The sequence below is a fragment of the Streptomyces sp. NPDC059679 genome, from assembly GCF_042734105.1.
In the GTDB taxonomy this organism is placed as follows: domain Bacteria; phylum Actinomycetota; class Actinomycetes; order Streptomycetales; family Streptomycetaceae; genus Streptomyces.
The window spans coordinates 162,732-182,731 of sequence record NZ_JBHWES010000011.1; the positions used below are offsets into that span (position 1 = coordinate 162,732).

The 20,000-nt window shown below is 72.1% G+C and carries 18 protein-coding genes; 9 read left to right on the forward strand and 9 right to left on the reverse strand.

The genetic code is table 11. The features are described from left to right. Nucleotides 1–35 precede the first annotated feature (35 nt). The 6 genes from ACFV2X_RS15575 (at nucleotide 36) to lnt (ending at nucleotide 9,202) form a co-directional block, all read left to right on the forward strand. Nucleotides 36–1,370: an enolase C-terminal domain-like protein gene (locus ACFV2X_RS15575; protein ID WP_385616359.1), complete on the forward strand. Its 1,335-nt coding sequence runs from the start codon at nucleotides 36–38 to the stop codon at nucleotides 1,368–1,370. 130 nt (nucleotides 1,371–1,500) lie between these two features. Beyond that, nucleotides 1,501–2,508 carry a sugar ABC transporter substrate-binding protein gene (locus ACFV2X_RS15580; RefSeq protein ID WP_385616361.1) on the forward strand — a complete coding sequence of 336 codons (1,008 nt, stop codon included), beginning with the start codon at nucleotides 1,501–1,503 and terminating at the stop codon, nucleotides 2,506–2,508. Continuing rightward, nucleotides 2,505–4,043 (forward strand): sugar ABC transporter ATP-binding protein, encoded by a 1,539-nt coding sequence (locus ACFV2X_RS15585; protein WP_385616363.1) that lies wholly within the window; start codon nucleotides 2,505–2,507, stop codon nucleotides 4,041–4,043. Before ACFV2X_RS15580 ends, ACFV2X_RS15585 begins: the two co-directional genes overlap by 4 nt. Continuing rightward, a complete protein-coding gene (locus ACFV2X_RS15590) occupies nucleotides 4,036–5,064 on the forward strand; it encodes an ABC transporter permease (protein WP_385616365.1) in 1,029 nt (342 codons plus the stop codon). Before ACFV2X_RS15585 ends, ACFV2X_RS15590 begins: the two co-directional genes overlap by 8 nt. A gap of 35 nt (nucleotides 5,065–5,099) precedes the next feature. Continuing rightward, nucleotides 5,100–7,553 (forward strand): SpoIIE family protein phosphatase, encoded by a 2,454-nt coding sequence (locus ACFV2X_RS15595; protein ID WP_385616367.1) that lies wholly within the window; start codon nucleotides 5,100–5,102, stop codon nucleotides 7,551–7,553. 89 nt (nucleotides 7,554–7,642) lie between these two features. Next, nucleotides 7,643–9,202 (forward strand): apolipoprotein N-acyltransferase, encoded by a 1,560-nt coding sequence (gene lnt, locus ACFV2X_RS15600; RefSeq protein ID WP_385616463.1) that lies wholly within the window; start codon nucleotides 7,643–7,645, stop codon nucleotides 9,200–9,202. Here the strand turns inward: lnt and ACFV2X_RS15605 are convergent. Next, nucleotides 9,162–10,079: a Gfo/Idh/MocA family protein gene (locus ACFV2X_RS15605; protein WP_385616369.1), complete on the reverse strand. Its 918-nt coding sequence runs from the start codon at nucleotides 10,077–10,079 to the stop codon at nucleotides 9,162–9,164. The genes lnt and ACFV2X_RS15605 overlap by 41 nt on opposite strands. A 186-nt stretch (nucleotides 10,080–10,265) precedes the next feature. Here ACFV2X_RS15605 and ACFV2X_RS15610 point away from each other — a divergent pair, with 186 nt between their 5' ends. Then, on the forward strand, nucleotides 10,266–10,685 hold the full coding sequence (locus ACFV2X_RS15610; RefSeq protein ID WP_385616371.1) for a hypothetical protein: 420 nt from the start codon (nucleotides 10,266–10,268) through the stop codon (nucleotides 10,683–10,685). Further along, on the forward strand, nucleotides 10,682–12,661 hold the full coding sequence (locus ACFV2X_RS15615; RefSeq protein ID WP_385616373.1) for an esterase-like activity of phytase family protein: 1,980 nt from the start codon (nucleotides 10,682–10,684) through the stop codon (nucleotides 12,659–12,661). The genes ACFV2X_RS15610 and ACFV2X_RS15615 overlap by 4 nt, the downstream gene beginning before the upstream one ends. 10 nt (nucleotides 12,662–12,671) lie before the next feature. Here ACFV2X_RS15615 and ACFV2X_RS15620 read toward each other — a convergent pair whose 3' ends face one another. Both ACFV2X_RS15620 and ACFV2X_RS15625 read right to left on the reverse strand, forming a co-directional pair. Further along, on the reverse strand, nucleotides 12,672–13,187 hold the full coding sequence (locus tag ACFV2X_RS15620; protein ID WP_385616375.1) for a hypothetical protein: 516 nt from the start codon (nucleotides 13,185–13,187) through the stop codon (nucleotides 12,672–12,674). Between the two features lie 77 nt (nucleotides 13,188–13,264). After that, entirely contained in the window at nucleotides 13,265–14,341 is a 1,077-nt protein-coding gene (locus tag ACFV2X_RS15625; RefSeq protein WP_385616377.1) for a helix-turn-helix transcriptional regulator, read from the reverse strand. Nucleotides 14,342–14,447: 106 nt separating this feature from the next. Here ACFV2X_RS15625 and ACFV2X_RS15630 point away from each other — a divergent pair, with 106 nt between their 5' ends. Further along, complete coding sequence (locus ACFV2X_RS15630; RefSeq protein WP_385616379.1) at nucleotides 14,448–14,855, forward strand: DUF3224 domain-containing protein; 408 nt, start codon at nucleotides 14,448–14,450, stop codon at nucleotides 14,853–14,855. A gap of 6 nt (nucleotides 14,856–14,861) precedes the next feature. Here the strand turns inward: ACFV2X_RS15630 and ung are convergent, their stop codons facing one another. The 6 genes from ung to ACFV2X_RS15660 all read right to left on the reverse strand — a co-directional run bounded on the left by ung (nucleotide 14,862) and on the right by ACFV2X_RS15660 (nucleotide 19,934). Beyond that, a complete protein-coding gene (gene ung / locus ACFV2X_RS15635) occupies nucleotides 14,862–15,542 on the reverse strand; it encodes a uracil-DNA glycosylase (protein ID WP_385616465.1) in 681 nt (226 codons plus the stop codon). Between the two features lie 76 nt (nucleotides 15,543–15,618). After that, on the reverse strand, nucleotides 15,619–16,584 hold the full coding sequence (locus tag ACFV2X_RS15640) for an aldo/keto reductase (protein ID WP_385616467.1): 966 nt from the start codon (nucleotides 16,582–16,584) through the stop codon (nucleotides 15,619–15,621). A 128-nt stretch (nucleotides 16,585–16,712) separates the two neighbouring features. Further along, on the reverse strand, nucleotides 16,713–17,474 hold the full coding sequence (locus ACFV2X_RS15645) for an SDR family oxidoreductase (protein WP_385616381.1): 762 nt from the start codon (nucleotides 17,472–17,474) through the stop codon (nucleotides 16,713–16,715). A gap of 17 nt (nucleotides 17,475–17,491) precedes the next feature. Continuing rightward, nucleotides 17,492–18,253: a 3-oxoacyl-ACP reductase FabG gene (gene fabG / locus ACFV2X_RS15650; protein WP_385616383.1), complete on the reverse strand. Its 762-nt coding sequence runs from the start codon at nucleotides 18,251–18,253 to the stop codon at nucleotides 17,492–17,494. Nucleotides 18,254–18,708: 455 nt separating this feature from the next. Beyond that, entirely contained in the window at nucleotides 18,709–19,104 is a 396-nt protein-coding gene (locus ACFV2X_RS15655) for a DUF3037 domain-containing protein (protein WP_089511793.1), read from the reverse strand. Continuing rightward, complete coding sequence (locus ACFV2X_RS15660; RefSeq protein WP_385616385.1) at nucleotides 19,101–19,934, reverse strand: HipA family kinase; 834 nt, start codon at nucleotides 19,932–19,934, stop codon at nucleotides 19,101–19,103. Before ACFV2X_RS15660 ends, ACFV2X_RS15655 begins: the two co-directional genes overlap by 4 nt. Nucleotides 19,935–20,000 lie beyond the last annotated feature (66 nt).

The following is a 20,000-nucleotide window of genomic DNA, read 5'->3' on the forward strand; positions in this document are numbered from 1 at the left end:
GGCCGAGGGCACGAACGACGGGTGCGTGATCAGGCATGAAGCAGCTGACCAGGGCACGTATCACGGCCGTCGACACATACGACGTCCGCTTCCCCACCTCGCGGCGGCTCGACGGCTCGGACGCCATGCACCCCGACCCCGACTACTCGGCCGCCTATGTGACCATCCGCACGGACGCCCCGGACGGCCTGGAGGGCCACGGCTTCTGCTTCACCATCGGCCGGGGCAACGAGGTGGCGGTCGCGGCCATCGACGCCCTCCGCCCGCACCTGACCGGGGCGGAGCTCGACGGAACCCTCACCGGTCTCGCCGACCGCTACCGCGCACTGGCCGGCGACAGCCAGCTGCGCTGGCTCGGCCCGGACAAGGGCGTCGCCCACATGGCGATCGGCGCCGTCATGAACGCCCTGTGGGACCTGCACGCCAAGCGGGCCGGAAAGCCGCTGTGGAAGCTGCTGGCCGACCTCACCCCCGAGGAGCTGGTGACCCTCGTGGACTTCCGCTACCTCGCGGACGCGCTGACCCCCGACGAGGCGCTGCTGATCCTGCGCCGCGCGGAGCCCGGCAAGGCCGAGCGCGAGGCCCGGCTGCGGGCCGAGGGCTATCCGGCCTACGCCGCCTCCCCCGGCTGGCTCGGCTACTCCGACACCCACCTCGCCTCGGCCGCCCGCCAGGCCGCCACCGACGGCTTCACCCAGATCAAGCTGAAGGTCGGCGCCGACCTGGAGGACGACATCCGGCGCTGCCGGATCGCCCGCGAGGCGGTCGGCCCGGCCATCCGGATCGCCCTGGACGCAAATCAGCGGTGGGAGCTGGGCGAGGCGGTCGAGTGGACCCGCGCGCTGGCCGGGTTCGACCCGTACTGGATCGAGGAACCCACCTCCCCCGACGAGATCCTGGGGCTCGCCGCGATCCGCCGTGCCGTTGCACCTGTGAAGGTTGCGGCGGGTGAGCACACCGCCAACCGGGTGGTCTTCAAACAGCTGCTGCAGGCCCAGGCCCTCGACATTCTCCAGCTGGACGCCTGCCGGGTCGCGGGGATCCCGGAGCATCTGGCGATCCTGCTGCTCGCCGCCCAGTTCGGGGTCCCGGTGTGCCCGCACGCGGGGGGCGTCGGGCTCTGCGAGCTGGTGCGACACCTGGCCATGTTCGACTATGTGGCGGTCAGTGGAACGCTCGAGGACCGGACGGTCGAGTACGTCGACCATTTGCACGAGCACTTCACCGATCCCGCGGTGGTCGCCCGGGGGCGGTACACGGCCCCCTCCGTCCCCGGGTTCAGCTCCACCCTGCGGCCCGCCTCACTGCACGCGTACTCCTATCCCTACGGCGCCGTCTGGCTCGCCGAGCGGGCGCAGGGACCAGCATGAGCGTGCCTTGGCGCGCTGCGCGGGCTGGACTGAGGAGCCGCGCAGCGACGAAGGAGCGAGCAGTGACGAAGGAAGCCCGCGCGTTGGAGCGCGGCAAGGCTGAGCGGGAGAGGGCAGTATGAGGGCTGGCATGAGGGGGCGCGCCGCCGTCGTGGTTCTCGCCCTGGCCCTGGGGCCGGTCGCCACGGGCTGTGGCGGCCACCCGGCGGGCGGCCGGGTCGGCGTGGTCGTTCCGTTCCTCACCTCGCCGTTCTGGCAGGCCTACAACCACGACATCCCGCAGCAGGCCGCCAAGCAGGGCGTCCGGGCGCTCCCCACCGTGAACTCCAACAGCGACTCGGGCAAGCAGATCACCGATATCGAGAACCTGCTGTCCGAGGGCGTCAAGGGTCTGGTCGTCTCGCCCATCGACTCCGCTGCCATCGCCCCGGGCCTGCGGGCCGCGCAGCGCGCACATGTCCCGGTGGTCGCGGTCGACGTGGCCCCGCGGACGGGGAAGGTGGCGATGGTGGTCAGGGCCGACAACCGCGCGTACGGCCGTAAGGCCTGCCAGGTCCTGGGCCGGGCCGTGAAGACGGGCAAGGTGGTGCAGATCCAGGGCGACCTGGCCTCGGTCAACGGCCGGGACCGCTCCTCCTCCTTCTCCGGGTGCATGGCGCGGCACTACCCGGCGATCAAGGTGCTGAACATCCCGGCCGGTTGGCAGGCGGACAAGGCCGCGGCCGGCCTGGAGGCGCTGTACACCGCGAACCCCGGCATCAAGGGCATCTATATGCAGTCCGGAGGGGTGTATCTGGCGCCCACTCTGCGGACCCTCCAGCGCCATAACGCGCTGGTCCGGGCGGGCAGCCCCCGGCACATCACGATCGTCTCCAACGACGGCATCCCGCAGGAGCTGACCGCGATCCGCAAGGGCCTCATCGACGCGACCGTCTCCCAGCCGGTCGATCTCTACGCCAAGTACGCCATGTACTACATCAAGCGGGCGATGGCCGGGAAGACCTTCCACCCCGGCCGTACGGACCACGGCAGCACCATCGTCGAGCTGCCCGGGGGCATCCTCCAGGACCAGCTCCCCGCACCGCTGGTGACCCGGCGCAACGTCAACGACCCGGCGCTGTGGGGCAACCGCCGATGACCGGAGCCCGTCCCCCGCTCGTCGAGGCCATCGGGGTCACCCAGCGGTACGGGCCCACGGTGGCCCTGCTGGACGCCGGGATCACCGTCGAGGCCGGTGAGTCGCACGCCCTGGTCGGCCGCAACGGGGCGGGCAAGTCGACGCTGGTGTCGGTCCTCACCGGGCTGACCCGGCCGGAGCGCGGCACGGTGCGGTACGACGGCGGGCCCGCGCCCGCCCTCGCCGACCGGGCGGCCTGGCGCCGCCGGGTGGCCTGCGTCTACCAGCGGTCGACGACCATCGACGAGCTGTCGGTGGCGGAGAACCTGTTCCTGGGCCGCCAGCCGGTCACCCCGCGTGCCCGGGTGATCAGCCGGCGGCGGATGCGGCGGCAGGCCCGCGCGCTGCTGGACGAGTGGGGCGTACCGGTGGACGAGACGGTCCGGGCCGGCGGGCTGAGCGTCGAGGACACCAAGCTGGTGGAGATCGCGCGGGCGCTCTCGCGCGGCACCCGCTTCATCGTCCTGGACGAGCCGACGGCCCAGCTCGACTCCCGGGCGACGGACCGGCTCTTCGCCCATATGCGGCGGCTCCAGGAGGCCGGGGTCACCTTCCTCTACATCTCCCACCATCTGCGGGAGGTGTACGAGGTCTGCCAGGCCGTCACCGTTCTGCGCGACGCCCGCCGGATCGTCACCGCTCCGGTCGGCGCGATGCCCCCGGGGAAGCTGATCGAGGCGATGACCGGCGAGCGCGGCGGTCTGCCGGTCCCGCCGCACACCGCACCGCCGGCGCGCCCCTTCGGCGCGGCCGGACCCGCGTCCGCCCCCGCCGCCGTACGCCTGGAGCATCTGAGCAGCCCGGACTTCCACGATGTCAGCCTCGCCGTCGCGGCCGGTGAGGTGGTGGGCCTGGCCGGGCTTGCCGGCTCCGGCAGCCATCAGCTCGGGGCGGCGCTGGCCGGACTGCACCGCACCTCCGGGGGCCGCGCCTGGATCTTCGACCGTCCGCTGCGCACCGGCAGCGTCCCCGCGGCGCTGGCCGCCGGGGTCGGCTGTCTGCCGCGCGACCGGCACCACGAGGGTCTTGTGCCGCTGCTGTCGGTGGCCGAGAACATCACCATGCCGATCAGCGGACGGCTCGGACCGCTGGGCCTGATCGCCCCCAAAGCGCGGGACGCCGTCGCCCGGCGGGCGATCGCGGATCTCGGCATCGGCACCGAGGGGCCGGCCCAGCCGCTGAGCGAGCTGTCCGGCGGCAACCAGCAGAAGGTGGTCCTGGCCCGCGCCCTGGCCATCGACCCCAGGGTGCTGGTGCTCATCGACCCGACGGCGGGGGTGGACGTAGGGGCCAAGCGGGCTCTGCTCGCGGCGGCGATCCGGGCCAGGGCCGAGGGGCGCGCGGTGCTGGTGGTCTCCGACCAGCTGGAGGATCTGCGGGTCTGCGACCGCGTGCTGGTGATGTTCAGCGGCGCGGTCACGGCCGAGTACCCGGCGGGCTGGCGGGACGGTGAACTGCTCGCCGCCGTCGAAGGGGTGGCAGCCGGCGATGGCTGACCCGGCCGCCTCCTCCCCCGCCGGCCCGGGCGCCTCCCCCGCCGGTCCGGTCCGCCGCGCAGCCCGGCTCCGGATCCGCGATCTCGCGCTGCTGCCCGCGGTGGTGCTGCTGCTGGTGATCGGCGCGCTGACCAATGACACGTTCCTGGAGCGGGAGAACCTGATCAACATCCTGGGCGCCTCCTCGGCGCTCGGGCTGCTGGTGCTCGCCGAGGCGATGATCCTGATCAGCGGCCGGATGGATCTGTCCCTGGAGTCCATCGCGGGCCTGGCGCCCGCGCTCGGCTTCCTGGTCGTCATCCCCGCCGCCTCGGGCGGCTTCGGCACCGGCTGGCCCGCCTGGCTGGGGCTACTGATCATTCCGCTGGCGGGGGCGTTGATCGGCGCGGTCAACGCCGCCCTGATCGTGGGGCTCGGGCTCAACGGCTTCATCGTCACCCTCGCGATGAACATCGTGCTGCGCGGGGTCCTGATCGGCCTGGTCTCCGGCAGGACGCTGTTCGACGCGCCGCCGGCCTTCTTCGCCCTGGGCTCCGAGAACTGGCTGGGCCTGCCGCTGTGCGTCTGGGTGAGCGCCGGGTGCTTCGCCGTGGCCGGGTTCGCTCTGCGCTACCACCGCTTCGGCCGCGCGGTGTACGCGGTCGGCGGCAACGCCCCGGCGGCCCGCGCGGCGGGCATCCGGGTGGCGCGGGTGGGCTGGTCGGTGCTGGTGGTCGGCGGGGCGCTGTCGGCCGTCGCGGGGCTGGTCATCGCCGGACGGGTCGGCGCGGTCGACGCCAACCAGGGCAGCGGCATGATCTTCACCGTCTTCGCGGCCGCCGTGATCGGCGGTATCAGCCTCCGGGGCGGCCGGGGCTCCCTGCTCGGCGCCCTGCTGGGCACGCTGCTGCTGGGGATGCTGGAGAACCTGCTCACCCTCGCCCAGGTGTCGGCCTTCTGGATCCAGGCGATCTACGGCGGCATCATCCTGCTCGCCCTGATCGTGGCCCGCCTCACCACTGGTGAGGCACAGGAGTCATAGTATTAAGGGAAATATCTCCGCAGATGGGACGGGCGATGACCAGCCCCGAGGGAATCGTTCCAACCGAAGCGCACGTCCCGTTCGACATGGCCGACGCGGCGACCGCGGTGGTCGACGCGGCGGGCACCGTTGTCGGGTGGACCGCCGCCACGGAGCGGCTCCTCGGCTACCCGGCTGCCGAGGTGCTGAACAAGCCTGCCTCGATGCTGCTGGCCAGCCCCGAGGACGCGGCGAAGGCGCGGAACATCACGGACCAGTGCCGCAACCAGGGCAGCTGGGGCGGTCTGGTGACGCTGGGGCACCGGTCCGGCCACCGGGTCGAGGCCGGTGTGCGGGTCTCGGGGATCTCCGGGATCTCCGATTTCTGCGGGCGCGGGTGCTGGCTGATCTCCGCGATCGACCTGTCGAAGATCCCCTCCTGGGCGCTGAGCGGATCGCTGTTGGAGGCGTTCCTGGTCCGCTCACCGATCGGCATGGCCGTCCTCAGCCCGGATCTGCGGTACGTGTGGATGAACGACATGCTGGAGCGCTACGGCGGGGTGCCCCGGGAGCAGCGTCTTGGCCGCCGGATGGCGGAGTCCCTGCCCGGCCTGGACACGGGCGCACTCGAAGCGCAGATGCGGCAGGTGCTCGAGACCGGCAAACCGATCGTCGACTACGAGTACCGGGGCTGGACCATGGCCGACCCGTACCGTGAGCACGCGTACTCGACCTCGTTCTTCCGGCTCGACAACGCCGACGGCCACCCGGTGGGCGTGTGCTACATGGGCATGGACGTGACCGACCGGTGGCGGGCGCGCGAGCGGCTGGCGCTGCTCAACGAGGCCAGCGCGAAGATCGGCAGCACCCTGGACGTGCTGCGCACCGCTCAGGAGCTGGCCGAGTTCGCCGTGCCACGGCTGGCCGACTTCGTCACCGTCGACCTGCTGGAGTCGGTGCTGCACGGCGAGGAGCCTGTGGCCCCGTCGCAGCACACACTGCCCGCGTTCCGGCGGGCGGGGCAGGCATCCATCCATGAAGGCACCCCCGAGTCCATCGCCGCGCTCGGCGATCCCGTCTCCATCTCTCCGACCTCGCCCTTCGCCTCCTGCTTCTTCTCCGGCGAAGCCCTCCTGGACCCGGCGATGGACGTCTCCGTCACCGCGTGGACCGGCGACACCCCGGACCCGGCCCGGGCCCGGAAGGTCCGCGAGTTCGGGATGCGCTCCCTGATGGTCACGCCGATCCGAGCGCGCGGCACCATCCTGGGCGTGGCGTCGTTCGTCCGCTCCCGCGAACCGGACCCGTTCGAGGCGGACGACCTGCTCCTGGCCGAGGAGTTGGTCGCCCGCGCCGGGCTGTGCGTGGACAACGCCCGGCGCTACACCCGCGAGCACACCACGGCCCTGGCCCTCCAGCGCAGCCTGATGCCGCACAACCTGCCCGGCAGCCCGGTCCTGGAGGTGGCCTCGCGCTATCTGCCGACCGTCCGCGACGGCGTGGGCGGCGACTGGTTCGATGTGATCCCGCTGTCCGGGGCGCGGGTGGCCCTCGCGGTCGGCGATGTGGTGGGGCACGGCATCAACGCCGCGGCCAGCATGGGCCGGCTGCGGACCGCCGTGCACACGCTCGCGGACATGGACCTGCCGCCGGAGGAGCTGCTGGCCCACCTCGACGACCTGGTCATCCGGCTCGGCGAGGAGCGGGTGGGCGAGGAGGACATCGCCGCCGCGCTCATCGGCGCCACCTTCCTGTACGCGATCTACGACCCGGTCACCCGGCGGTGCACCATGGCCCGGGCCGGGCATCCGGTGCCCGCCCTCGTGGCCCCGGACGGCGAGGTCACCTTCCCCAGCCTGCCCGCCGGGCCGCCGCTGGGCCTGGGGTCGCTGCCCTTCGAGTCGGCCGAACTCGAGCTCCGGGAGGGCAGCCTGATCGCCTTGTACACCGACGGCCTCATCGAGACCTGCGACCAGGACATCGACGTCGGCCTCGCCCGTCTGAGCAACGCGCTCGCCCAGCCCGGCCTGCCCCTGGAAGACGTCTGCTCCACCGTGGTCGACACCCTGCTGACCAGCCCGCCGTCCGACGACGTCGCACTGCTCCTGGCCCGTACGCACTCCCTGAGCCCCGGTCATGTCGCCTCCTGGGACCTGCCCACCGACCCGGCCGTGGTCGCCAGCGCCCGTTCCCTGACGGCCCGCCAGCTCGCCGAGTGGGGTCTCGACGAGCTGACGACGACCTCGGAGCTGATCGTCAGCGAGCTGGTCACCAACGCCATCCGGCACGGCACGGGACCGATCCGGCTGCGCCTGATCCGGCACGACGTACTGATCTGTGAGGTCGCCGACGCCAGCAACACCTCACCACGGCTGCGCCACGCCCGTACCACCGACGAGGGCGGCCGCGGCCTGTTCCTCGTCGCCCAGCTGACCCGCCGCTGGGGCACCCGCTACACCGAGGGCGGCAAGCTCATCTGGGCCGAGCAGGACCTTCCGGCCCCGACATGAGGCGCACCCCGGCGCACCCGCGCCCTGTTCGCGATCGTGTCCCTCCCCCACACTGGACGCCAAAGTCAGGAAGGGGGGACGGCGTGCGGATGTCGTTCGGCCGCGGGGGCCGGTGGCGGAGCCGGCGGCAGGGCCGGCGGCGCGGGCTCGCCTCCCCGTGGACCCGCGGCGTCGCGGCGGCCCTGGCCGGGGCGCTGCCCGCGCTGACGTTTCCCGAGCCGTCGCTGTGGTGGCTGGCGTACGTGGCGCTGGTGCCGTGGATCCTGCTGGCCCGCTCGGCCCCCACCGGCCGGCGGGCGGCCCTGGACGGCTGGCTGGGCGGGGCGGGGTTTCTGCTGGCGGTGCACCACTGGCTGATGCCGAGTCTGCATGTGTTCATCGTGGTGCTCGCGGCGCTGCTCGGGCTGTTGTGGCTGCCGTGGGGCTGGCTGGTGCGCAGGCTGTTGCACGGCCGGCCGGGCCCGGGCCGGGCGGCGGCGGCCCTGGTGCTGTTGCCCTCCGCGTGGCTGATGGCCGAGCTCGTACGGTCCTGGCAGTACCTGGGCGGGCCGTGGGGGCTGCTGGGGGCGAGCCAGTGGCAGGTGCCGCCCGCGCTGCGGGTGGCGTCGGTGGGCGGGGTGTGGCTGGTCAGCTTTCTGATCGTGCTGGTGAATGTCGCGCTGGCGCTGCTGGCCGCGGTGCCCGGGACGCGCCGGGTGGCGCTGGCCGGGGTCATGGCGTGTGTCGCGGCGGTCGCCGGGGTGTGGAGCTGGGCGCCGGTGCCGAGGTCCGCCGGTACGGCGCGGATCGCGGTGGTGCAGCCGGGCGTGATCAATGTCCCCGGACCGCGCTTCGACCGCGGCGAGCAGCTGACCCGGCAGCTGGCCGGCCGCCATCTCGACCTGGTCGTCTGGGGCGAGAGCAGCGTCGGCCAGGACCTGGCCGCGCGGCCGGACCTGGGCCGGCGGCTGGCCGCGCTGTCCCGGCGGGTCGGCGCGGATCTGCTGGTCAACGTGGACGCGCGGCGCAGCGACCGGCCGGGCATCTACAAGAGCTCGGTGCTGATAGGGCCGCACGGCCCCACCGGTGAGCGGTACGACAAGATGCGGCTGGTGCCGTTCGGCGAGTACATCCCGTTCCGGTCGGTGCTGGGCTGGGCCACCTCGGTGGGCAAGGCGGCGCCCGAGGACCGCAGGCGCGGTACGGAGCAGGTCGTGATGCGGCTGCCGGAGGGCCTGCGGATCGGGCCGCTGGTCTGCTTCGAGTCCGCGTTCCCCGATATGAGCCGCAATCTGGCGCGGGACGGGGCGCAGGTGCTGGTCGTACAGTCGGCGACCTCCACGTTCCAGCACAGCTGGGCGCCCGCGCAGCACGCCTCGCTGGCCGCGCTGCGCTCCGCGGAGACCTGGCGGCCGATGGTGCACGCGACCCTGTCCGGGGTGAGCGCGGTCTTCGGGCCGCGGGGCGAGCCGGTGGGCGGGCGGATGGGCACCGACACCAGTGCGGCCATGGTCTACGAGGTGCCGCTGGCCCGGGGCACCAGCCCGTATGTGCGGTCCGGGCCGTGGACCGTGTACGGGGCGCTGGCCGCGCTCGGCGCCTACTGCGCGGTGGAGGGCGCGGGCGCGCTCAGGCGCCGGCGGGACTCTGGCTCTCCAGCGCGTCCTTGACGACCCGCTCGCACAGCTCGTGGGTGCGCAGCGCGTCCTCGGCGGTCAGCAGGGTGCCCGAGCGCACGGCGTCGAGGAAGGCCAGGGTGATCTGCTCGATACCGCGCTGCCGGGCGACCGACACCCAGTCGCCGCGGCGGCGCACACTGGGCTGGCCCTTGTGGTCGACGATCTCCGCGAGGTTGAGGACCTGCCGCTTGGTGTCGGCCCCGGAGACCTCCAGGATCTCCTCGGTGGAACCGCTCATCCGGTTCATGGTGCCGAGCGCGGTGAACCCGTCGCCCGACAGCTGCAGGACGACATGGTGCATCAGCCCGCCGCGGATCCGGGCGCGTACGTCGATGTGGTCGACCGGGCCGGGCGCGAGGAAGCGCAGGGTGTCGACGACATGGATGAAGTCGTCGAGGACGAGAGTGCGCGGATCCGCCGCGAGGCCGACGCGGTTCTTCTGCATCAGGATCAGATCGCGCGGATGGTCCAGGCACTGCGCGTAGCCGGGCGCGTAGCGCCGGTTGAAACCGACCATCAGGCTGACCCGGCGGCTTGCGGCGAGGTCGGCCAGCCGCTCGCTGTCGGCCAGCTCGTAGGCGAGCGGCTTGTCGACATACGTCGGCACCCCGGCCTCCAGGAGCCGGGTGACGAGGGCGGCGTGCGCGGCCGTGGGCGCGTGGACGAAGGCGGCGTCGAGGTCCGCCGCGAGGAGTGCGTCGAGGTCGGTGTGGCGGTGGGCCTCGGGGACGCGGTGGGCGTCGCCGACCCGCTGGAGGGTGGCGGGGGTGCGGGTGAGCAGATGCGGTTCGAGCCCGGGCCGGGCCATGAGCACGGGCAGATATGCCTTCTGAGCGATGTCCCCGAGCCCGATACAGCCCACCCTCATGCCGTCTCCCTCGTTCGTTCCGCCCCGGCAGCATACGGGGGGCGCTCGGCGATGCCGACTTTCCCGAGTGCGGATTACGGAACTCCGGTGTGGTGTAAAGGAGTTACAAAAGTGCCTGATGTATCGTGGTGGGCGGCCGAGCTCTGCTGATCCCATCGCTCATGGCTCGATGAACGGGGTTGCGGAATGAATCTCCGGATAGTCATGCACGGCCCCCACAGTGGCGTTGAATTCCGTTCGCTCTACAAATGGCTGAGTCGGCACCGCGAGGAACTGCGCGCGGCCGGAATCCGGATGGGCGAGCCCGGCACTCCCCCCGGCCCTGAGGAGATGGGCGGGACCTTCGAGGTCGTGCAGTTCGTGGTCAACGCGCTGCCCGCGTACGGCGCGCTCGCGGTGGCCGTCGCGACCTGGCACGCCGATCATGAGCCTCGATCCGGGGTGACCTTCGAGCGTGACGGGCTGAAGGTCTCCTTCGACAGCGCCCAGTCGCTGAGCGAGGAGTCCGTACGGCAAGCGCTGCGCGAGCTGCTGGGCGCCTCGGGGGACGCCAGCCGGGAGAGCGGGGAAGACGAGCGCGACGGACAGTCCGGGGACGCGGCATGACCAGCGGAGATGACACCAAAGAGCGGGCCCCGGGCGAGGCCGTGGGAATGGACCCGAAGAAGTCGGCATGCGTCCTCATCGGGGTCAGCAAGTACCAGCACCTCCCCAATCTGCCCTCGGTGCCAGGAAACCTGGACGCGCTGAGCCGGCTGCTGACCGACCGTTCCGTGTGGGGACTGCCCGCGGACCGGATCGTGAGGGTGCCGGACCCGCAAGCGGCGGGAGATCTGACCGGGCCGATCTACGACGCGATCGAGCAGGCCCCCGACACGCTGATCGTCTACTACGCGGGTCACGGGCTGAAGACCCTTGAGGACGAGCAGCTCTATCTGACCGTGTCCACCTCCCGGAGGAACCGGAGCGAGACCACCCTCGCGTACCGCCGGGTGCGGCAGATCCTGGAGTCCTGCCGGGACCGGGTCAAGCACCGGGTGGTCATCCTCGACTGCTGCCACAGCGGTCAGGCCCTGGACGGCATGGCCGTGTCCGAAGCAGGGCTGCAGGACGCGGAGCTGAGGACCAAGGGTTCGTACGTGCTCACCGCCACGGCCGCGGACGAGAAGGCGGTCGCGGACTCCACGAAGCGCTACACCGCCTTCAGCGGCGAGCTGATCAAGATCCTCCAGAACGGCGATCCGCGCCGCCCCGACCGGGAGCGGCTCTCCCTCGACGAGATCCACAAGCTGCTCGTCCAATCCCTGGACCTGCGCACCCTCCCCATGCCGCGCAAGCAGGACCAGGACGGCGTGGGCGCCCTGCCGTTCGTCTGGAACCGCGCGTCCCGGCGCCCGCCGCGGCCCCCGGAGTACTGGACCCGGCGCAGACGGGCCTGGGCCGGGCTGGCCCTGGCGTCGACCCTGACGGCGGGGGCGGCGGCCGGCCACTGGGCGCCCGAACTGTGGAGCACGGGGTCGGAGCGGGCGGCGATACCGGGGTCCTGCGGGAAGGGGAGCCGGGCGACGCTGCTCGATGTGTCCGACCAGCTCGACGAACCCGGCTACGACGAGTTCCAGGGCAGTGAGGTGGCGGGGCTGTCCGGGCTGGCCCTCGCGGACGGGAGCGGGGGCGCCTACGCGGTCCGGGACGAGACGCCCGCACAGATCTTCACCCTCTCCCTCGGCTCCCCCGGCGCGCTCCCGGGCAAGCTGAACCCGCGCGTGACCGGCGTACAGGGGATCTACAAGCCCGACGGGTCGAAGTTCACGACGTTCGACGGCGAGGGGCTGGTCGTGGAGAAGGGTGGGAAAACCGCCCTGGTGAGTTCCGAGAAGGGACCCGCCATCCGCCGGATCCGCCTCAGCGACGGCAAACAGATCGGCAAGGACCTGCCGCTGCCCAACACCTTCTATCCGCCGCCGCGCGGAGTGGCCGAGAGCACGCGGAATGTGGAATCCCTCGCCGTCATCCCGGATGGAACACTCCTCTACGCCGGGATGGAGGCGCCGCTGCTCGGCGACGAGGACGTCCACGGCCGCCATCAGGTGCGGATCGAGCGCTACCGGGGCAGCTCGGGCGGGCACTACGAACCCGACCGGCAGATCGGCTACCAGACCGAGGAGGGGCTCTATTTGAGCGAACTGGTGGCCGTCGGGCCGGACCGTCTGCTCGCCCTGGAGCGCGGCTACATCCGCGGCCTCGGCAACGGCGTACGGGTCTACGAGGTGGACCTCCGCGGCGCGGCGAACCTCACCGACACCGAGCATCTGGTCAAGGACGACAGCGACCGGATGGCGCACAAGACGTTGCTGGTCGACCTGGCCGACTGCCCTCCGGGCAACGTCCGGACGGACGACGACCAGCAGAACCCGCTGCTCGACAATGTCGAGGGGATGGCGCTCGGCCCCGCGATCCCGGCCGGTGGCAAGGCCAAGGTTCCCGAGGGCAGCCGCGCGCTGTATCTGATCTCGGACAACAACAGCAGGTCCGAGCAGACGACCCGGCTCTACGCTCTCGCCGTCTCCCTCCAGCGGTCCTGACCCCCTGCCCTCACCCCGGCGGGCCTCCCAACGGCGGCCCGCCCCCTGCCGCACCCAGCCGCAGCGCGAGGCGGCGGATCGCGGTGCGTACGCCGTCGCCGTACGGGCCGTGGGCCAGCCCCCGGGCGCTGGCCCGCGCCAGGGCGAGCTGGCCGCGGGCCGCCTCCCGCTGGCCGAGCTTCGCGTAGTCGGCAGCGAGGTTGAGATGGAGGCTGGGGTAGAAGGCGCGCACCTTTGTGGCGGCGGGGCGGCCGTCCGCGCCGACGATCCGGTCGGCCGCGGCGAGCGCCAGCAGGTCCCACATCAGCTCGTCGGCCGGGTCGTCCTGAGTGTCGGCGATGTAGTGGGCGAGGGCGCAGCGGTGGAAGGGGTCGCCGCCGGCCCCGCCGTCGTGGACTTCCCGCCATAGCTCGGCCAGCCGGTTGCGCGCCTCCTCCCGGTCGCCGCCGCGGTGCAGCATCACGGCCTGCCCGATCCTCGTCGGCACCGCGTCGTCCTCGGACGCCCTGCGCCGTGCTCCCGCCATCGAGGCCTCCCGCTGTGCCGACACTCCTTCGAAACTAGCCGCAGCCGACGGCGATCCGGGGCAGCGCGCTCACGCACTCAGCCCGACGGGGCGTAGCGCTGGGCCAGTTCGGTGATGGTGCGCGCGACCGCCTCGCGCAGCTCGGGCGGACCGAGTACGTCGGCCTCCGCGCCCAGCCACAGCACGTCGTGGGTGGCGACGGGCAGCGACTCCACGGGCAGCACCACCCGCGCCCGGCCATCCGCGTCGGGCGGGCCCGCGGCCGCGACGGCGGCCTCTCCGGCCGCGCCGAACTTCATCGGGAGCAGCCGCAGTCCGCGCGGGGTGAGCAGCAGTTCCGCCTCGCCCTGGAAGCGCATCTCCTCCAGCCGCCGGGACGACTCCGCCCAGTGGGCGGCCAGGTCGAACCCGGTGGGGCGCTCGAAGGTCTCGTCCAGGACCTCGGCGTTCAGGATCCGCGACACGCGGTAGGTGCGCACGCTCTCCGCACCCTCCGCACCCTCCGCACCCTCCGCACCCTCCGCGCTCTCCGTACTCTCCGTACTCTCCGCGCTCTCCGCGCTCTCCGCGCTCTCCGCGCTCTCCGCGCGCGCCACCAGGTACCAGATGCCGCCCTTGAGGACCAGGCCCAGCGGGTGGACCTTCCGCCGCACCTCGCCGCGCCAGCGGCGGTAGTCCACGCGCAGCGCCCGCGGCCGCCACACCGCCTCGGCGACCGCGCCGAGGTGAGGCACCTCTTCGGCGTCGCGGAACCAGCCGGGCGCGTCCAGGTGGAAGCGCTCCTGGATGCGCCGGGACCGCTCCCCCAGCTCCGCCGGGAGCGCGGCCCGCAGCTTGAGCTGGGCGGTGGCCAGGTCGGCGCCGAGGCCCAGCTCGGTGGCCGGGCCCGGCATCCCGGCCAGGAAGAGGGAGTCGGCCTCGTCGCCGGTGAGCCCGGTCAGCCGGGTGCGGTAGCCGTCGAGCAGCCGGTAGCCGCCGACCGGGCCGCGGTCGGCGTAGACCGGGATGCCGGACGCGCCGAGCGCGTCGATGTCGCGGTAGACCGTGCGGACCGAGACCTCCAGCTCTTCGGCGAGCTCAGGCGCGGTCATCCGCCCCCGATTCTGCAGCAGCAGGAGCAGGGAGAGGAGACGGTCGGCGCGCATGGCTCCCATTGTGCCGCCGTACCTGACAAAAGATGTCAGGTACGGCGGGCAACGTACTCCTCGGCCCGCGGGACACGGATCGCGCGGAGCCCCAGAACCATCGGAAGGACACCGCATGACCACGCACGCCACCGGCACGTTCACCTTCGCCAACTGGGACGAGGCCACCGTCGGCGAGGCCGGTGACGGCCCGAAGCTGGCCCGCGCCACGGTCACCAACAGCTTCTCGGGAACCCTGGAAGCGGAGCGCACCACCTGTGAGTACGCGATCACCTACTTCACCGAGAAGACCGGCGTCTGCACCGGCTACGAGCTGGTGACCGGCTCCGTCGGCGGGCGCACCGGCAGCTTCGTCTTCGTGCAGCACGGCACCTTCGGCGAGGACGGCAAGATCCACTGCTCGCTCGAGGTGGTGCCCGGCTCGGGCACCGGCGAGCTGGCGGGGCTCACCGGCAAGGGCGGCTTCGTGGCCGTGAGCGGTGAGTGCACCGTGCCGTACAGCTTCGAGTACGACCTGGGCTGACGGATGTCACCCGGCCTGGGCGGCCAGGTTCGGGATCCGCCAGTCGACGGGCGCGTGCCCCTGGGCCTTGATCGCCTCGTCGATCTGGGTGAAGGGGCGGGAGCCGAAGAACTTCTTCGCCGACAGCGGCGAGGGGTGCGCGCCCTTCACCACGGCGTGCCGCTCCTCGTCGATCAGCGGCAGCTTCTTCTGCGCGTAGTTCCCCCACAGCACGAAGACGGCCGGGTCGGGGCGGGAGGCCACGGCGCGGATCACCGCGTCGGTGAACTTCTCCCACCCCTTGCTCTTGTGGGAGTTGGCCTCGCCGGCCCGGACCGTCAGCACCGCGTTGAGCAGCAGCACGCCCTGCCGGGCCCACGGCATCAGATAGCCGTTGTCCGGGATCGGGTGGCCGAGCTCCGCCTGCATCTCCTTGTAGATGTTCCGCAGCGACGGCGGGGTCTTGACGCCGGGGCGCACCGAGAAGCACAGCCCGTGCCCCTGGCCCTCGCCGTGGTACGGGTCCTGCCCGAGGATCAACACCTTCACCTGGTCGTACGGGGTGGCCTCCAGAGCGGCGAAGACCTCCTCACGCGGCGGGTAGACGGGACCCTTGGCCCGCTCCTCCTCGACGAACTCGGTGAGCTCCTTGAAGTAGGGCTTGTCCAGCTCCTCGCCGAGGACGCCGCGCCAGGACTCGGGCAGCATGTGGGTCACGTCAACAACCTCCGGTGTTCGTTCTCTTGACGTGCCCCAGAACCTACCGGCGACCACCGACAACGGCTCAGGCGGCATCCAGCTTCGCCCGCAGCTCTGGGCCGAGCTCCAGGTCGACGGCGCCCAGCGCCTCCTCCAGCTGGGCCACGGAGCTCACCCCGAGCACCGGGATCACCGGCTTGTGCGCCCCCATGAGCCAGGCGAGCACCACCTGGTTCGGGGTCGCGCCGGTCTCCTTCGCCACCTCGCGCAGCGCGCTCAGCCGCCGCTCGGTGCCCGGGTGGTCGTACTGCTCCAGGATGCGCTTGTCGTCGCGGGTGTACGCGCCGTGGATCAGCGAACCGTACGCCAGCAGCGTCATGTCCTCCTGGGTGCCGATGTACTCGACGAGGTCGATGCCCGCGAAGCCCTGGGTGCCGAAGTCGGCCCCGGGCCGCGGCTGGAGGTAGGTGTAGCGCTGCTGGACGCAAGCGTAGCGGGCCAGACCGCGGTCGGCGGCGTACTGCCGGGCCGCCGACACCGCCCAGGAGGCGTGGTTGCTGCAGCCCAGGACGGAGACGCTGCCCTGGGCGACGAGCTCGGCGAACGCGCCGACGGTCTCCTCCATCGGCACCGTACGGTCCTCGATATGCGCGTAGTACAGGTCGACGCGGTCGGTGCCAAGACGCCGCAGGCTGCCCTCGATGCCGCCGCGTACGGTGTCGGCGGCCAGCCCCTGCCAGTTGGCGGGCCACTCACTGCCCCGCGCGGGGTCGGGCCGGGCGCCGACCTTGGTGGCGACCACGGTGTTCTCCCGCCGACCGCGGCTGCGCATCCAGCGGCCGAGCAGTTCCTCGCTCTCGTTCCCGGTGCCGCCCGGCCCCCAGATCGAGTAGTTGTTGGCGGTGTCGACGAAGGTCCCACCCGCCTCGGCGAAGCGGTCGAGGACGGCGAAGGACGTCTCCTCGTCGACGGTGCTGCCGAACGGGAGAATGCCCAGGCACAGGGCGCTCACCTCGGGCCCGGCGCCGCCCGCCAGGGTCAGATAACGCATCGTACGCATCTCTCCTCATGCGGAAGTCCGCGGAAGTCCGCGGAAGTCCGCGGAAACCTCAGGTGCCGGACCCGGTCCGATCCGACACCTGAGACTGTGCTCCTTGGAGTGCGCGCCAACGCAAGCCCTCAGCCGACTCCGGCGTTGAGGAAGATGCCGCCGTCGACCACGAGCGTCTGCCCGGTCATCCAGGCCGCCTGGTCGGAGGTGAGGAACGAGGCCACACCGCCGATGTCCTCGGGCACGCCCAGCCGCCCCAGCGGGTACGCCGCGGCGGCCTCCTCCTCGCGCCCCTCGTACAGCGCGGCGGCGAACTTGGTCTTCACCACGGCCGGGGCGATGGCGTTGACCCGCACCCCGGGCGCGAACTCATGGGCGAGCTGCGCGGTGAGGTTGATCATGGCGGCCTTGCTCACGCCGTACGCCGCGATGAACGGCGAGGTCGAAATGCCGGCGACCGAGGCCATGTTGACGATCGCCCCGCCGTTCTCCTTCTGCCACGCCTTCCAGACCTGCTGGGCGAGGCCGAGCGCCGAGACGACATTGGTCTCGAAAACCTTGCGCAGCACGCCCAGGTCGAGATCGGCGATCGGCCCGAAGACCGGGTTGGTGCCGGCGTTGTTGATGAGGAAGTCCAGTCGCCCGAACGCCTCCATCGCCCGCTCGACGGCGACGGCCTGATGCGCCTCGTCGTGCGCCTTGCCGGCCACGGCGATCACCCGGTCGGAGCCCAGCCGCTCGACGGCCTCCTTGAGTGCGTCCTCGTTGCGCCCGGTGATGCACACCCGGTCGCCGCGCGCCACCAGCGCCTCGGCTATGCCATAGCCGATGCCGCGGCTCGCGCCCGTGATGAGCGCGGCGCGGCCGCTGTCCGAAGTTTCCGCGGTCATGTGGTCAGTGTCTCCCGTCAGTTGAGCGGGCCGCCGGCCACGTACATGACCTGGCCGGAGACGAATCCGGCCGCGTCACCGGTGAAGAAGGCGATGGCGTTGGCGATGTCGTCGGGCTTGCCGACCCTGCGCACCGGGATCTGGCTCGCGGCGGCCTCCTGGAACTCCTCGAACCCCATGCCGACGCGCTCGGCGGTGGCGGCGGTCATATCGGTGGCGATGAAGCCGGGCGCCACGGCGTTGGCGGTGACGCCGAACTTGCCGAGCTCGATGGCCAGGGTCTTGGTGAAGCCCTGGAGGCCGGCCTTGGCGGCGGAGTAGTTGACCTGTCCGCGGTTGCCGAGGGCCGAACTGCTGGAGAGGTTGACGATCCGGCCGTACTCCGCGTCCACCATGTACTTCTGGCAGGCGCGCGACATCAGGAACGCGCCCCGCAGATGGACGCCGATGACGGTGTCCCAGTCGGTGTCGCTCATCTTGAAGAGCAGGTTGTCGCGGAGCACGCCCGCGTTGTTGACGAGGATCACCGGCGCGCCGAGCTCTTCGGCGACTCGCCCGACCGCGGTCTCCACCTGGGCCGCGTCGGACACGTCGCAGCCCACGGCGATGGCGGTGCCGCCCGCCTCGGTGATCTTCTGCACGGTGTCCGCGCAGGACGCCTCGTCGAGGTCGAGCACGGCGACGGCACGGCCCTCCTGCGCCAGGCGCACGGCGGTGGCCGCGCCGATGCCGCGGGCGGCGCCCGTCACGATGGCGACGCGCTGCTCGGTGGTGGACATGCGGGTTCTCCTCGCCTCGGTGGGGCTCACCGCCCGGACGACGAAGGCGGTGAGCGACCGCTTAGTCGCTTCAGTGTACGAGACGCCAGGACTTATCCCCGGGCAGCCTGAAGAAGGCCGTGACTTCGTCGGATTTTCGTCGTTCTCATGGTGGGCTGCAAGAAGCCCCGCCGAGTCAACCACGGCGAGACTCCGCACCTTCGGGCCACGAGTCACGTGGCAGCTCGCCGACCACGCATCCAGCCTGGTGGCGAGCCTCTGCTCGGCAAATTCCGGACATGCGCCGCGGCAACCCCGGATGAGCCCCGACCCGCGAACGAGCGGCCCAAGGACCACGCCGGAGCGCTACGACCGCATACCGGACCATCCCCCAAGACTCACGGGATGGCTCTTGGAAGCCCCACTACGCCTGGGCTGGGCTGTCGCATGCCCTCCGCTGCCCTCCTCGCGCGTGTTCAGCGCACGAGGAGGTCCAGCAGGCGCTCCGTCTCCGCCTCCGCGTCACGGGTCAGGCCGGTGTGCACCGGGCCCGGCTGGACGACCGTGGAGCGGGGGGCGACCAGCCAGCGGAAGCGGCGCCCCGCGTCGTCGCCGGCGGCCTGCCCGGCCCGCTCGCCGCCGCAGCACACGTTCTCCACGGCCGCGAGGGCCGCCCGTACGCCCGCCACATCCGCCTCGGGGTCCAGCGCGAGCAGCCGGGCCTCGTCCAGGTGGGTGCGGGCCGCCACGAAGGACTGGGCCCGGCAGTACACCAGGACACCCGCATTGATCTGCTCGCCGCGCTCGACCCTCGGTACCACGCGCAGCAGCGCGTACTCGAAGACCTCCCGGCCGCCCGTCCGCCCGCTCACTCCGACGCCTTTCCCTCGACCCAGATCCGCAGCCACTCCGGGGCCTGGGACGGCTTGTCCCCATGCGGCGGCCGCTGGTCGCCGAGGGTGATCCGGTCGCTGATCGTAGCGGCGCGCTCCAGCAGCAGTTCGACATAGCGGCGGCGCACCGCGTCCGGGCCGTCGAAGCCGGGCTCGTCGACCAGCCACTCGTCGGGGACGTCGGCCGCGACCTCGGTCAGCAGCTCCTCGGTGATCCGCGGCGCCAGGGCCTCGGCGGCCGCCGCGATGTCGGGGCCGAAGGGCGCCAGGGCGTGGTCGGAGGCGTCGTAGGGCTTGGCGGCCACCGCGTCGGCGCCGCGCCAGCTGTGGTGCCAGATCATCGTGGCGCCGTGGTCGATGAGCCACAGCCGGCCGTGCCAGACCAGCATGTTCGGATTGCGCCAGGACCTGTCGACGTTGCCGATGAGCGCGTCGAACCACACCACGTGCCCGGCCTCGGCGGGGCCCACCCCGAAGGCCAGCGGGTCGAAGCCCAGCGAACCGGGGAGGTAGTCCATGCCGAGGTTGAGCCCGCCGCTGGCCTTGAGCAGGTCCTGGACCTCCTCGTCCGGCTCGGCCAGGCCGATCACCGGGTCGAGCTGGATCCGCACCAGGTCCGGGACGCGCAGCCCGAGCCGGCGGCCCAGCTGCCCGCAGATGACCTCGGCGACCAGGGTCTTGCGGCCCTGCCCGGCGCCGGTGAACTTCATGACGTAGGTGCCGAGGTCGTCGGCCTCGACGATGCCCGGCAGCGATCCGCCTTCTCGCAGCGGTGTGACATACCGGGTGGCGGTGACTTCAGGGAGCATTCGCCCAGCCTATTGAGCGGCGCAAACGCATTTCGCGGCGGCTGAACGCCCGGGGTGCCCCGCACG

Excerpts from the sequence above, each read along its gene's own strand:
- ACFV2X_RS15575 (WP_385616359.1), top strand. The coding sequence starts at position 36 with ATGAAGCAGCTGACCAGGGCACGTATCACGGCCGTCGACACATACGAC.
- ACFV2X_RS15580 (WP_385616361.1), top strand. The coding sequence starts at position 1,501 with ATGAGGGGGCGCGCCGCCGTCGTGGTTCTCGCCCTGGCCCTGGGGCCG.
- ACFV2X_RS15585 (WP_385616363.1), top strand. The coding sequence starts at position 2,505 with ATGACCGGAGCCCGTCCCCCGCTCGTCGAGGCCATCGGGGTCACCCAG.
- ACFV2X_RS15590 (WP_385616365.1), top strand. The coding sequence starts at position 4,036 with ATGGCTGACCCGGCCGCCTCCTCCCCCGCCGGCCCGGGCGCCTCCCCC.
- ACFV2X_RS15595 (WP_385616367.1), top strand. The coding sequence starts at position 5,100 with ATGACCAGCCCCGAGGGAATCGTTCCAACCGAAGCGCACGTCCCGTTC.
- lnt (WP_385616463.1), top strand. The coding sequence starts at position 7,643 with ATGTCGTTCGGCCGCGGGGGCCGGTGGCGGAGCCGGCGGCAGGGCCGG.
- ACFV2X_RS15605 (WP_385616369.1), bottom strand. The coding sequence starts at position 10,079 with ATGAGGGTGGGCTGTATCGGGCTCGGGGACATCGCTCAGAAGGCATAT.
- ACFV2X_RS15610 (WP_385616371.1), top strand. The coding sequence starts at position 10,266 with ATGAATCTCCGGATAGTCATGCACGGCCCCCACAGTGGCGTTGAATTC.
- ACFV2X_RS15615 (WP_385616373.1), top strand. The coding sequence starts at position 10,682 with ATGACCAGCGGAGATGACACCAAAGAGCGGGCCCCGGGCGAGGCCGTG.
- ACFV2X_RS15620 (WP_385616375.1), bottom strand. The coding sequence starts at position 13,187 with ATGGCGGGAGCACGGCGCAGGGCGTCCGAGGACGACGCGGTGCCGACG.
- ACFV2X_RS15625 (WP_385616377.1), bottom strand. The coding sequence starts at position 14,341 with ATGGGAGCCATGCGCGCCGACCGTCTCCTCTCCCTGCTCCTGCTGCTG.
- ACFV2X_RS15630 (WP_385616379.1), top strand. The coding sequence starts at position 14,448 with ATGACCACGCACGCCACCGGCACGTTCACCTTCGCCAACTGGGACGAG.
- ung (WP_385616465.1), bottom strand. The coding sequence starts at position 15,542 with ATGCTGCCCGAGTCCTGGCGCGGCGTCCTCGGCGAGGAGCTGGACAAG.
- ACFV2X_RS15640 (WP_385616467.1), bottom strand. The coding sequence starts at position 16,584 with ATGCGTTATCTGACCCTGGCGGGCGGCGCCGGGCCCGAGGTGAGCGCC.
- ACFV2X_RS15645 (WP_385616381.1), bottom strand. The coding sequence starts at position 17,474 with ATGACCGCGGAAACTTCGGACAGCGGCCGCGCCGCGCTCATCACGGGC.
- fabG (WP_385616383.1), bottom strand. The coding sequence starts at position 18,253 with ATGTCCACCACCGAGCAGCGCGTCGCCATCGTGACGGGCGCCGCCCGC.
- ACFV2X_RS15660 (WP_385616385.1), bottom strand. The coding sequence starts at position 19,934 with ATGCTCCCTGAAGTCACCGCCACCCGGTATGTCACACCGCTGCGAGAA.